Annotated in this window: 14 protein-coding genes; all 14 read right to left on the reverse strand. The window is 67.9% G+C overall.

Features of this window, described 5'->3' with window-relative positions; all coding sequences use genetic code 11:
• The coding region (locus VE326_06260; protein ID HYJ32807.1) for an ABC transporter permease at positions 1–1,017 on the reverse strand (1,017 nt) is incomplete at its 3' end.
• Positions 1,014–1,703, reverse strand: coding sequence for an ABC transporter ATP-binding protein (locus VE326_06265; GenBank protein HYJ32808.1), 690 nt, complete (start codon positions 1,701–1,703; stop codon positions 1,014–1,016). The genes VE326_06265 and VE326_06260, both read right to left, overlap by 4 nt.
• A gap of 71 nt (positions 1,704–1,774) precedes the next feature.
• Positions 1,775–3,061: an efflux RND transporter periplasmic adaptor subunit gene (locus tag VE326_06270; protein ID HYJ32809.1), complete on the reverse strand. Its 1,287-nt coding sequence runs from the start codon at positions 3,059–3,061 to the stop codon at positions 1,775–1,777.
• A gap of 51 nt (positions 3,062–3,112) precedes the next feature.
• Positions 3,113–4,492, reverse strand: coding sequence for a TolC family protein (locus VE326_06275; GenBank protein ID HYJ32810.1), 1,380 nt, complete (start codon positions 4,490–4,492; stop codon positions 3,113–3,115).
• 174 nt (positions 4,493–4,666) lie between these two features.
• Complete coding sequence (locus tag VE326_06280; GenBank protein HYJ32811.1) at positions 4,667–5,428, reverse strand: YIP1 family protein; 762 nt, start codon at positions 5,426–5,428, stop codon at positions 4,667–4,669.
• 148 nt (positions 5,429–5,576) lie between these two features.
• Positions 5,577–6,314 carry an energy transducer TonB gene (locus VE326_06285; GenBank protein ID HYJ32812.1) on the reverse strand — a complete coding sequence of 246 codons (738 nt, stop codon included), beginning with the start codon at positions 6,312–6,314 and terminating at the stop codon, positions 5,577–5,579.
• A 118-nt stretch (positions 6,315–6,432) separates the two neighbouring features.
• The gene (locus tag VE326_06290) at positions 6,433–7,134 is read right to left on the reverse strand and encodes an energy transducer TonB (GenBank protein ID HYJ32813.1); all 702 of its coding nucleotides are present in this window, start codon (positions 7,132–7,134) and stop codon (positions 6,433–6,435) included.
• 5 nt (positions 7,135–7,139) lie between these two features.
• Positions 7,140–7,562 (reverse strand): biopolymer transporter ExbD, encoded by a 423-nt coding sequence (locus VE326_06295; protein ID HYJ32814.1) that lies wholly within the window; start codon positions 7,560–7,562, stop codon positions 7,140–7,142.
• Between the two features lie 128 nt (positions 7,563–7,690).
• Positions 7,691–8,134, reverse strand: coding sequence for a biopolymer transporter ExbD (locus VE326_06300; protein ID HYJ32815.1), 444 nt, complete (start codon positions 8,132–8,134; stop codon positions 7,691–7,693).
• A 1-nt stretch (position 8,135) separates the two neighbouring features.
• On the reverse strand, positions 8,136–8,858 hold the full coding sequence (locus VE326_06305; protein ID HYJ32816.1) for a MotA/TolQ/ExbB proton channel family protein: 723 nt from the start codon (positions 8,856–8,858) through the stop codon (positions 8,136–8,138).
• Positions 8,859–8,959: 101 nt separating this feature from the next.
• Entirely contained in the window at positions 8,960–9,298 is a 339-nt protein-coding gene (locus VE326_06310; GenBank protein ID HYJ32817.1) for an STAS domain-containing protein, read from the reverse strand.
• A 37-nt stretch (positions 9,299–9,335) separates the two neighbouring features.
• The gene (locus VE326_06315) at positions 9,336–11,204 is read right to left on the reverse strand and encodes a tetratricopeptide repeat protein (GenBank protein HYJ32818.1); all 1,869 of its coding nucleotides are present in this window, start codon (positions 11,202–11,204) and stop codon (positions 9,336–9,338) included.
• Complete coding sequence (locus VE326_06320; GenBank protein HYJ32819.1) at positions 11,201–12,220, reverse strand: substrate-binding domain-containing protein; 1,020 nt, start codon at positions 12,218–12,220, stop codon at positions 11,201–11,203. Before VE326_06320 ends, VE326_06315 begins: the two co-directional genes overlap by 4 nt.
• A gap of 124 nt (positions 12,221–12,344) precedes the next feature.
• Positions 12,345–12,913, reverse strand: a 569-nt coding sequence (locus VE326_06325; protein ID HYJ32820.1) for a hypothetical protein, incomplete at its 5' end; no start/stop codon positions are given.

A 12,913-nucleotide genomic window follows, 5' to 3' on the forward strand; every position in this document is an offset into this window, starting at 1 on the left:
GGTCAAGTCCGACCGGCGCGCCCCCAGCGCCTTCCGGAGGCCGATCTCACGGGTCCGCTCCGTGACCGCGACGAGCATGATGTTCATGATCACGATGCCGCCCACCACGAGGGAGATCGCCACCAGCGCGATCGTCCCGGCGAAGATCCCGCCCGTCAGCGACTGGTAGAGCGCGCGGAAGGTCTCCGCCGTCGAGATGCCGAAATCGTCCGGCTTGCCGAGCGGAACATGGCGCTCGGAGCGGAGGACGACGCGCGCCTCGTCCTCGACCCGCTCCAGGGGGACTCCCGGCAGTGCCTTGACCGTGATCGTGAGCGAGCGGTGGGCGCCGAACATTTTGTCGTACTGGCCCAGGGTCGTCAGGACGAGGTTGTCCTGGCTCTGCCCCAGGACGTTCCCTTTCGGCTTCAGCACTCCGATCACCAGGAGCTCCTGCCCCGCGACCTTGAGCCGCTGGCCGATCGGGTCCACCCGCGGATAGAGCGCGGAGGCGACCTCGGAGCCAACGACGGCGACGGGACGCCGCCGGTCCACGTCGGAGGGATCCAGGTGCCGGCCCTCCACCACCTCGAAGTTCCCCACCTCCTCGTACCCGGCCGTCGTGCCGCGGACGGTCACGTTCGCGAGCTCGTTCCGTCCGGCGCGAACCCGCTTGGAGGCCTCCACCTGGGCGACGACCCGGGACGCAAGGCGCATCCGCGTCTCCAGCGCCCGCGCTTCGCGAAGCGTCAGGTCCCGCCGCTTCTCCGCTTCGCGGAACGCGTCGTCGTTGGTGATCAGGCCGAACTTGTCGATGTAGACGACCTGGAGCCCCTGCTCGAGGATCTTCTCGCCGACGTAGGTGTTCACGCCGTCGATCACCGCGACCACCATGATGACCGACATGACGGCGACGACGTTGCCGAGAACGGTGAGGACCGACCGGAGCTTGTTCGCGCGGATCGCGTCCAGCGCGATCTTGAGATTCTCGCCCTGCGCGGCCCAGAACTGGCGGCGGGTGCGCGCGGGCCCGGTCACGACGGCGCGGCGGGGACGGCCGGAGCGGGCGGCGCGGCCGGACGGGGCGCCTGCGCGCGGTCGCTCTCGATCAGGCCGTCGCGGAGCCGGATGACGCGCCGCGCGTGGGCGGCGATGTCCTCTTCGTGGGTGACCAGGATGACCGTGTTCCCGCGGCCGTTGATCTCGGCCAGGAGGGCCATGATCTCGATCCCCGTCTTCGAGTCGAGGTTTCCGGTCGGCTCGTCGGCGAGCACGATCGAGGGCCGGTTCACGAGGGCGCGCGCGATGGCGACGCGCTGGCGCTGCCCGCCCGAGAGCTCGTTGGGGCGATGGTGCATGCGATCGGCCAGCCCGACCTGGGCCAGGAGATCCCGCGCCCGCTCGTGCCGCTCCTTGGACGGAGTGCCCGAGTAGATGAGCGGCAGCTCCACGTTGTGCAGGGCGTCGGCGCGCGGAAGCAGATTGAAGGTCTGGAAGATGAATCCGATCTCCTGGTTCCGGATCCGCGCGAGTTCGTCGTCCTCCCGCTCGCGAATCTCGGTGCCGCGGAGCTGGTAGGAGCCGCTGGTGGGGGTGTCGAGGCAGCCGATCACGTTCATCAGGGTCGACTTGCCCGACCCCGAGGGTCCCATCACCGCGACGTACTCGCCCTTGGCGATGTCGAGCGAGACGCCGTCCAGCGCATGCACCTCGTCCGCGCCCATCACGTAGATCTTGCGGAGATCCCGGATCCGGATGAGGGGCGCACCGTCGGCGCGCGAGGGCTCGGGTTCGGTCACTTCTTCTCCTGGGGACGTTTCGGCTCTTCGATCTTCACCCGGGCCTCCGGCTTGAGATTCCGGAGCACGCGAAAGGGACCCGTGATGACCTTGTCGCCGGGCTTCAGGTTGCCGGCGACCTCCATGTCGGTGTCGCTCGTGATCCCGGTCGTCACCTTCCGGAACTGGGCGGCGCCGTTCACGATGACGAACACCCCCTTGATCTCGGCGCCGGGCTTCCCCGCCGAATCGGCCGGCGCCGTCGCGGCGGCGGCGCCCTTCGTCTTCGCCCGCCGTCCCTTCACGGCGGGCTTCAGCTCCTCGGGCGTGCGCACCACCACCGACTGGATCGGAACGGTGAGGACGCCGTCCTTCTCCGCGGTGCGGACCTCGACGTCGGCGGTCATCCCCGGCCGCAGGGAGGCGGGGGGATTTTGGATCGCCACGTCCACCTCGAAGTTCGTCTGCTGCTCCTGGGTTCCCGCCTCGGAGATCTTGGGCGAGTTCGCGATCTCGACCACGCTGCCGTGGAGGGTGAGGTCGGGAAAGGCGTCCACCTTGACGGTGACCGGCTGGCCCAGCGCCACCGAGCTCACGTCGGTCTCGTCCACGTCGGCCTCGACCTTCATCGCGCTCATGTCGGCGATGGTGAGGATCACGGTACCCGGGTTGTTCATGGTGCCGGTGACCACGATCTCGCCGCGCTCGATGGCGAGCTGGGTGACGGTGCCGGGGATCGGAGCGTAGAAGGCGGTCTTCCTCAGATTGTCGCGCGCGCCGGCCAGCGTGGCCACCGCCCGCGCGACGTCCTCGCGGCCGGCGTCGACGCGCGCCTTGTCGGCGTTCCGCTGCGTGCGCGCGGCCTCGACCTCCTCCGGAGAGACCAGCTTCTTCACGTAGAGGGCTTCCTTGCGCTGCAGGGAGGCGTCCGACTGCGCGAGCGAGGCGTCGGCCAGCCGGAGATTCGACCGCGCGGCCTCGAGGGCGGCTTCCGACTCGCGCACCCGCGACCGCACCTGCGTGTCGTCCAGCTGGAGCAGGAACTGCCCCTTCCGCACCACGTCCCCCTCCTTGACGGCGAGGCGCACGACTTCGCCGGGAACGTTGGCGGAGAGCTTGACCTGGGTCACCGGCTGGATCCGCCCCGGCGCGCGCACCGTGGAGGCGATCTTCCCGCGCTTCACGTCGGCGGCCTGCACGGCGGTCTTGGCGCCGCCGCCCCGAGCGAGGTTCGCGACGACGATCGCGGCCAGCAGCACGGCGCCGACGGCCACGAGCAGGATGGTGCGGGTCTTCGCCTTCATGCGCCTCCGGGTTCCGGGGTCCGTGGAGCGGTTCGCCGCGCGGCGCGCGGCCTAGTACCGCCGCTCGCCGATGGCACGCTCGAGATCGGCCTCGGCCGTGCGGGCATCGGCCTGCGCCTCGACCAGGCTCTGCCGCGCCTGCGCGAGGCTCACCTCGGCGTTCAGGAGGTCGAGGAACGTCCCCGCCCCCAGCTCGTAGCGGCTCTTGGAGAAGTTGTAGTCCTCCTCGGCCGACGCGACGCCCTCCTGCGCGACGCCGATCCGCTCCACGGCCTCGCGCAGGGCGAGCCAGGCCTGCTGCACCTCTACCGCGACGTCCAGCTCGAGCTGCCGGCGGTTCGCCTCCGCTTCGGCCAGAACACCCTTCGCCGAACGGATGTTCCCCTCGATCGCCAGCCCGTCGAAGATCGGCAGGGAGACGCGGAGTTCGCCCTGGCGGTCCGTCCCGGAGATCTCCTCCTGGCTGGACGAGCCCCCAACCTCGAAGTCGTTCGTGGTCTTCTTGTGCGACACGAAATAGGAGGCGGTGAGCTGAGGCAGTCGCGCGCCCCAGGCGCCGGTCACCCCGGAACGGGCCGCCCGTTCGGCCGCATGCGCGCTCTCCAGGCTGGGACGCTTGTCGAGCGCGGTCCGGACCGCCGCGGCCGAATCGGGGACCGCGACCCCTTCCTCCAGGATCGGCTCGACCGCGATCGACGTCTCCGGAGGCAGCCCGATCACCTGCTTCAGGCGGGCGGTCTGGATCTGCACCTGATTGTACGCGCGAATGCGGTCGAGCTGGGTCTGCGCGCGCCTGGCCCGCGCCTTGAGCACGTCGCCCCGCGCCACGGTGCCGACTTCGAAGAGCGCCTCGGACCGGCGCTCCTCATCGCGGGCGAGCAGCTCGGACTCGCGCGACACCGCCGCGAGGCGCTCCGCCTTGAGCAGGTTGAAGTACTGCTGCTTCACCCGGAAGGCCACGGTGTTCCGCGTCTCGGCCTCGCTCCAGCGCGCCCCCTCGTGCAGCCGGTCGCGGCGCCGCTTCTCCATCCAGCTCGGCACGCTGATGAGATTGGTCTGCGCGGTGGCATCCAGGTCCGTTTCGTCGCTCCGGGACAGAGAGACCTCGACGAGGACGGTGGAATCGCCCTGCTGCACGGGGACGAACTGGGTGTTGTTCTGCTTATCGGGCCAGAATCGGCTCCGGGATCCCGCCACGGAGAGCGACGGCAGGATGCCGCTCCACGCCGAGAGCGCCGACCCGCTCGCCTGCCGGGTGCGCGCTCGCGCCACCAGGACGTCTCCGTTCTGCCGCAGGGCCGTTTCGACGCAGCGAGCCAGGCTCCAGCGCTCCCCCTGCGCGACCGGCGGAGGCAGCGAGTCGGCGCCGAAGTGATCGAACGTCGTCGTGTCCGCGCGCGTCTGGGCGCGGGCGGGCGAGGCGGGTGGCACTGCGAGGATCCATGCGAGCAGCAGGAACGCGGGCCGAAGCTCCCCGCGGGCACGAGCCCAAACCGATGACGACGGCATTCCTATCCCCCTCGAGACGGTGGCGCGGACGATGGCGGGTCCCCGGACTCCTTCAGTACGTCCGGAGGTCTCCTTCCGTTTCATGGAGGCGGGCGGTCACCGGTTCGCCGAGAGGATCACGGCGAGGATCACGCCGGGAAGGATCGCCAGGACGCCGAATCCGAAGCCGCGCTTCGAGTAGGTCCCAACGGCCAGGGCGCCGATGGCATTCCCCCAGAGGAAGAGCGGATCGGTGAGCGTGTCGATCGCGCGCACGCCGAATCCCGTGGAGTCCCCGAAGAGCATCCCCAGCCCCAGCCGCACGTCGAAGGAGCGGTTCGCCAGGATCAGGCCGACGCGCACGAGCTGGTCCACGAGCTGCACGATGCCGGCAAAGGCGACCGCGGAGAGGTAGTGCGCGAAGCGGAGCCGCGCTCCCATCATGAGGTTGGCCATGAAGAAGAGGATCGCGGCCCCGGACAGGAGTCCCACGGCGGTGGCGACCGGCGCGGTGAGGACGGTGATGATCAGGCCGCCGGTGCCCTCGAAGAAGCTCTGCACCTGCTCGATCGCCCGCGGATCCTTGCCCTGCGCCTCCATCTTGGCGATGGTCTGCTCGGCCACGATGCCGGAATGGAAGAGCACGAACGCGATCGTCGTCTGCACGACGAGGAGGATGATGAACGCGAGCAGGAACCGCGGCCGCTCGCGCATCGACTCGAACGTGGCCCGCGGCCGGATGAAGACGCCGATCAGCCGTCCGATCGGACCCGGATCCGGGGGAGGCGGCAGCACCGCGAGATCGGTGCCGCCTTCGACGACGTCTCCGGCGGTCGTCCTGCCTCCGCCTCCCGTCACGACATTCACTGAATCGTCCATCGCCCCTCTCCGCCAGAGTTCACGACCCGGCGCGTCGATGCGCGCAATCCCTTGATTCGCGGGAAGTTGTGCCTACGGTATGAGCGTGAATCTAGGCGCACGGGAGTGGCACTGTCAAGACGCTCCCCCGGGGACATTGGATACGCGATTACTGCGTGAAGTTGACCGGGATCTCCACCCAGACTGCAACCGGACGGCCATGCGCCATCGCGGGCCGGAACCGCCAGCGAACGAGACCCTCCTGCGCCGCGTCGCCGAGGATCTTGTTGCCGCTCTTCACCCATGCGCGGCCCACCGTGCCGTCCGCCTTGACGAGCACTTCGACCAGCACGCGACCGGTGATCCCGGCGTCCCTGGCGATCTGCGGATAGATGGGCTTGGGAGCGTCGATCGGCACGGGAGGAACGTCCACGTCCTTGATGAGGAAGACCTGATTGGGATCGGGAGCCGCGGGGGGCGGTCCGCCCGTATCGCCGGAGTTGGAAGGCCCTCCACCCGAGGGGACGGATCCGGGGGGCGGGTCGAGAACCCCGACGCCCGGGAAATCGGGTATGGGAAGGGTCGTGACGTCGACCGGGATGACCGTTCCGGTCTGGCTCGCCGTGGTGGAAGGAGCGCCCGGAGGAGCCGGCGGGAGCGGAATCGCAATCGCCGGCGGCTCCCGAAAGACATCGACCGCGCGGTCATAGGAGCGAAGGAGGACGTCGTCCCCGCCTCCGTGAAGACGCAGGAACGCCAAGAGCAGGACGACGTGGATCGCCCCCGAAAGAAGGAGCCCGCGTCGCAGGTATTCCCGCGAGCGGGCGTGCACCTCGAAGCGGGCCGAAGAGCCGGAGGCGTTCCCCGGGTCCGCTCCCCCGACGGTCTCCAACAGCAGAGCGTTCATGGCGCCCTCCCTTCCCATCCGGCGGCCGCGCGCGCGGCGATGCGGCGGGGGGAACGGCGAGGGGACCCTGTCGAAAACAGGCCGTCTCGCGTCCCGGGAGGTCCCGGGACGCCCGGCATCAGAAGTGGAAGTTGATCGGAATCTCCACCCAGACCGCGACCGGCTTGTTCTGGCTGAGCGCCGGCTTGAACACCCACTTCTTCACGGCGTCGGTGGCCGCGGCGTCCAGGTAATTGACGCTGCGCTTGACCTTCACGTCCTTCACGCGGCCGTCCTTGCCGACCAGCACGTGGAGGATCACCTGTCCCTGGATCTGCGCCTCACGGGCCATCTCCGGGTACACGGGGTCGACCTTCGATACCGGCGTCGGAGGGTCTTCGAAATAGACGAACTCCCCCTCGCTCGGCGTGTCGTCGGCCTTGATGACCAGCGAGTCCTTGCCCGCCTGGCCATAGCCGCTCACGGGCGCGATCGACTGGGAAAGCTCCTGCTGCGTCATGATCGTCTGCTCGGGCGCCTGCGCGTCCGGCACCGGCACCGGCGTTCCGATGGTCGGCTTGGCGATGTTGGGCGTGCTGATCACCGGCGGCGGCGGCGCCGAGGAGAGGGGCGGCGGCGGCGGCAGCGTCTCCATCCGGATCACGCGTCCCGTGTAGGCCACCTCGTCCGGCGGGTGGTAGAGCTTGGTGGCGAGATAGATCCCGATCAGGGCAAGGTGCACGGCGCAGGAGATCATCAGCGCGCGCCGGAAAATGCGCTGCCCATGGGCCTTGAGATCGGACGCGCCCATCGGGACGCGTTCGAGGGTCGTCGCTCTCATCGCGCTCACAGAGCCTCCACCTCCTGCTTCTCCTTCGGCTCGAGCGGAGCGAGCGAGAACCGGTTCAGCTCGGCGAACTGGAGCTGATCGATCAGGTTGACCATGTACTTGTACTTCACCTGGCGATCGATCTTCACCAGCACGACCAGCTTGGGATTCTTCTTCCCTTCCACTTCGAAGGTCTTCTCGAGCTGATTGAACTGGGCGAGCTGGAACGGCTGGTCGCCGATCTTCCAGAACGCCCGCACGCCCTTGGTCGTGTCCGCGTCCGCGATCATGCGGAGGGTCATGACGTTCGACTGCGCGATCTGGACCTGCGCCTTGGGATCGGGCGGCAGGTTGATCTCCAGCGCCTGCGGCTTGCGGAACACCGTCGTGCACATGAAGAAGATCAGGAGCAGGAACGCCACGTCGACCATCGGGGTCATGTCGACGCGGATCCCGATACGCTTCGGCTTCCGCTTTCGCAGTCCGCCTTTTTTGTGTTTTGCGCCGGTTTCTGGACTGTCTACGGCACCCATCGAGGGCGACTCCTTATCGGCTCAGGATCGGCGGCTCAGCTGTGGAGCGCCGTCTTCTTGCTCGCCACCAGGTCGGTGACGAGGCTGAACGTGATCGTGTTGGTCCGCTGCATGATCGCCATGACGTCTTCCATCGTGCCGTAGCTCGAGTCCTTGTCGGACTTGATCGCGACGCGGAGGCGGGGATTCTTCCTCCGCTGATCCAGCACGAGGTTCTCCAGGCTGGCCAAGTCCGTGAACTCCTGCTGGTTCTTGCCGACCTGCCAGAGGAGCCGGTTGTCCTTGGTGATGGAGAGCACGAAGACGTCCGACTCCGGGACTTTCAGGTTGGAATGGCTGTCCGGCAGCGAGACCGGGACCTTCTGCGGCGGATCGAACTGGGACGTGGACATGAAGAAGATCAGCAGCAGGAACGCGACATCGACGAGCGGCGTCATGTCGATCTTGATGCCGATCCGCTTCATCTTTTTCGCGGCCATGTTACTTCGACGCTTCCTTGATCGAGAGCACCTCGATCACTTCCAGCGTCGCCTCGTCCATCATGTAGTTGAAGTTGTCGATCATCGTGACGAACACGTTGTAGAGCACGATCGAGAAGATGGCCACGAAGAGGCCGCCGGCGGTGTTGATGAGCGCCTCGGAAATTCCGACGGCGAGCTTCACCGCGTCCACCGAGCCCGTGTGGCCGAGCGCGGCGAACGACCGAATCATCCCGATCACCGTGCCGAGGAGCCCGACCATCGTGGCGATCGAGGCGATCGTGGCCAGCGCGATCAGGTTCCGCTCGAGCAGCGGCACCTCGAGCATGTTGGCCTCTTCCATCGCCTTCTGCACTTCCTGGATCTTGGCCTGGCGGTCGAGCGGAGCATCCCGGACGATCGAATAGCGATCGAGGCCGGCGCGCAGCACGTTGGCGAGCGACCCGCGCTGCTTGGAGCACAGGTCCGCGGCGCCCTCGACATCCAGCGCGTCGATCTTCTGGCGCACCTTGCGGAGGAACGTGGGGGCTGGCTCACGGCCCTTCGCGCGCATGAGCGTGAAGAGACGCTCCAGCGTGAAGGTGACCGACATGATCGAGAGCATGATCAACAACGCCACGAGGGGACCGCCCTGCTTGATGTACTCCGGCAGGAAATTGTAGATGGCGATCGAAATCCCCAGCGCGACCACCGCGACGATGGTGACGAACAAACCCTGTCTCACTGCGATTCCTCCTTAGATGCCCTGGCAGGCGGATCGGGTGGATCCCGACGACGAAGGAGTATGCCCCAGGACCCGCGCCCGGACAACCCCCGCCCTTCGTGTCACTTGAAGCTCTTGATGGCCTCCTCTTCGGTCTCGTACGTCTCGAACACCAGCGACAGCCGGGTCACGACGAAGATGTTCTGGATCTTCTTGTCCACGGCGCACAGCTTGAGCTGGGCGCCGCGCTTGGCGTAGCTCGAATGCCCCGCGATCAGCACGCCCAGCGAGACGCTGTTCATGAACGTCGTCTGCCCCAGGTTGATCAGGAGCTTCTTGTTCCCCGCCTCGGACAACTCCTTGATCTTCCCCGACAGCTCGTCGGTTTCCTTCCCTCCCAGGAGCATCCCCTTGGGCGCCAGGATCGTTACGTCCCCCGACGTACGGACATCGAGACTCATTCTGCCTCCCTGTCGGCGGCTTCTGGCCGCACGGTCGCTATGGTTTCGACCCGGATGACGATGGAGATGACTGGGCCGCGCGCTTCTGCTGCACCTGCTGCTGTGACGCCTCGTACTTTCGGATCAGGTTCAGACCGTCGGACGCCGGCCGGTTGGTCGGGTCGAGCTCGATCGCCTTGTTGAATTCGACCTTGGCCAGCGGGATGTTCTTGCACTTGAGGTAGCCCTGCGCCAGCCAGATGTGCCCCTGCACGTGCTCGGGGTCGACCGTGGCGGCGCGCGAAAGCCACTGGATGGCGTCGGGACAGTTGTCCATGAGGAGGTACGAGAGCCCGGCGCCGCGGATGGCGTCGCCGTTGGCGGAGTCGGCCGCCGCGGCCTCCTGGAACGACTGGAGCGCCGACGGCAGCGAGTCGGCCGGCATCTGCATCAGGATCTGGCCGACCCACACGCGCGCCCGCACCGCGTTCGCCTTGTCATTGGGCCGCAGCGCCACCGCGCGGCGGAGATAACTGACCGCCTCCGAGTTCTCCTTCAGCTGCATCTTGGCGAGCCCCAGGTTCAGGAGCGCCGGCACGAATTCGGGGTCGACCTGGAGGGTCTTCTCGAAATAGGGGACCGCGTTCGCGTAGTCCTGGTTCTTGAAGAAGAGGAAGCCCATCTGGAAGTTGGCGTCGCGCGCCAGGGAGGAATCCTCCGCCGCCGCGCTGGTCAGCAGCGGCACCGCGCGCGTCGTGTCGCCGAGCGAGGCGAAGATCGTCCCGATCCGGATCCGCTCGTCCGGAGCGAGGGTATCGGCGACGTCGGCGTACTGCGTGCACGCCTTCATCGCGTTGTCCTTCCCCTCGTCCCCCTGCTCCGAGTAGAGCTTGCAGAGGGTTCCCAGGATCTCCTTGTCCTTCGGCTTCTTCTCGAGCGCCTTTTCGAGATTGCCGATCGCCATCGCCCGCTCCGCCGGATCGCGGCTGTAGGACAGCGCGCGCCCGAGCTCCAGGGAACCCTGCGCGTCGTCGGGCATCAGCTCGACGTACTTCGAGAACTTCTCCACCGCCTCGGGATAGCGCTTCGCGCGATAGAACAGCCGGCCCGATTCGAGGTAGGCCGGCGCGAACGTGGAATCGACGTTGTTCGCCTCGACGAAGGCGCGCAGCCCCTCGTTGAACTCGTTCATGCCGACCGAGGCGCGGCCGTAGAGGTAGTGGTATTCGGCGTTCTTCGGGTCGATCTCCGTCGCTTTCTTGTATTCCGGAACGGCGAGGAAGGGGATCTTCTTCCGCTCGTAGAATCCTCCCAGCTCGAGCCGGACGCGCAGGTTGTTCGGTTCGGTCTCCCGGGCGCGGATGAAGATCTCCTCGGCCTCCTTCATCTGCCCCTTGCCCTCGAGGGCCAGGGCCGTGCCCGCGAGGAATTGCGCGCGGCCCACTTTCAGGAGCGTCCCCTTGCGGAACACTTTCTCCGCCTCGTCGTACTTTTTGTCCTTCAGGTAGGCGGTCCCGAGCGAATAGAGGGCGGCCGGGTCCTTGGGGTCGTACTTCACCGCGGCCTCGAGCTTCTCGGTCCCCTCGGGGATCTTCCCCTGCTTGCGGAGCAGGTTCCCGAGACCGGTCAGCGCCTCGACGTACTTCGGATCCATGCGGATCGCGGTCTCGTATTCCGCGCGCGCGCTGTCGGCGTTGTCCATCCGCTCGAGCGCGGAGGCGATGTAGTAATGCGGCTTGGGGCTGTTGGGCTCCAGCCGCTGGGCCCGCGTGAAGATCTCGAGCGCCTGCTGCGCCTTCCCGTCATGCAGGGCGGTGACGCCCTGCTTGATCAGGTCGGATCCGTTGAGGGCCCAGGCCGCCGCGGCAAAGGCGGAGAGGCCGAGAACGAGGAGCGCTGAACCAATACGACGAGGGACGGAATTCACTCTGCCTCCTCCGCGGTACGGACGATCCGAATGGGCACGGTAGCGGGAGCGTAGCCGTAGCGCGCGACGATCGCCTGGCCGTCGACCCCCGAGATGAACGTGATCAGCTCCGACGCGGTTTCCCGCGGCTTGGCGGGCGTCGCCAGCGCGACGCTCCGGAGCAGCGGGTAGGTGCGTCGAAGGACGGTTTCCCGCGTGAGCGGAAGGTACGGCAGCCCCTTGGCCTGGGCGATCCGCAGCACGCGCACGCGATCGCCCGCGGCCTCCGCGTAGGGCCGCGAAACGCACGCGATCGCGTTCCGGCGCGTGGCGACCACGTCCACCACTTCTTCCTCCGTGGGCGGCGCGTAAACGGTCTTGGCGTAGGTCCCTCCGTTCAGGAGGGTCTGCTCCACATAGGCGTACATGCCGAGCCGCGTGCCGCTGGTCAGCGCGATGATCGGGCCGCCCCCTTTCCATCCGAGATCGGACCAGGCCGATGTCGAGCCCGAATAGATCCAGCCGAGCTCGCTGCGCGAGAGCTGTTCCAGCGGCGAGGCGGGATTCACGATGACGGCAACCGCGTCCCACGCAAACGGAAAGGTCTGGAGTCCCTCGCGGCGAACCGCGGCCTCCGCCTCCGGATCGGTCAGATCGCGCAACAGCACCGACATGTTCACGTCTCCGTTGACCAGCTGTTCCATTCCTTCGGCCGAACCGTTCGTCACGACGCGAATCGAGTCCGACGCCGGATAGCGCTCGCGGAAGGCCAGAATTTCAGCCCGCAAGAGCGGTCCGACGTACTCGGCGCCGGCGAGAACGATCGGTGTGGAGGGGGGTTCGTCGCGCGGCGGGGATGACCTCGTGCCGCATCCGCTGACCAAGGCGGCAAGCACAAGGGCCACCGCAAGAGCCCGGACGCGGAGCGCCCGGTCGACACCACGCACGAGGTCAGAGTATCCGTCCGGGGAACCCCTGTCAACGCCGAGACTTCCTGCCGACGCGGTCCGGCGCCGTCGCGGGGGCTTTCCACTCATTCCGTGTACCCCGACGGGACCCTGTTGATTCCGCGCGAAATGAGACGGGAACGTAGGGCGCGGGGTCGGGGGTGTCAACTCAAAAGGCGCTCCGGACGCCCGGGGCCGCCCGGCGGCGCGTCCGTCAGCGGACGATCGCCACCTTCGCCGTGCGGCGGACGGCGCCGTGCGCGAGGCGGATGAAGTAGACGCCGCTCGGCAATTCCCTGCCCGCGCGGTCGCGCGCGCTCCAGGCCGCGCTCCGGTCGCCCCCCGAACCGTCGTCGCGCCCCTCGGCGATCCGGCCCATCCACCGCCCCGAGGCGTCGAAGCAGTCGAGCCGCCAGGCCGACGGCATGCCCGAGGACAGGGTGAAGCGAACGTCGGCCCGCGGATTCGCGGGATTGGGGGCGATCCCGGCGAGCCGGTCCACCCGGGGGGCGGCGCCCGCCGCCACGCCGGCGACGTTCGGGGAAAAGAGGACGCGCCCGCTCCAGGGGGAGGGCTGGCCCTCCCCGTCGCGTCCCCGGACCTGGAACCAGGTGGGCTGCGTGGGAAGCGGCGCCAGGGTGAAGGCCGTGTCGGGGCTGCCGGTGTCGGACGTGACGACTCCCGTGTAGCGCGGGTCGGGAGTGATGTCGTCCAGGTAGAGCCCCTCGCCGTGGTTGGCGGCGTCGGTCACGCAGCGGAACCGGACGAGGGCCTGCTTCCCCA

Source organism: Candidatus Binatia bacterium, from assembly GCA_035631035.1.
Lineage (GTDB): Bacteria > Eisenbacteria > RBG-16-71-46 > SZUA-252 > SZUA-252 > DASQJL01.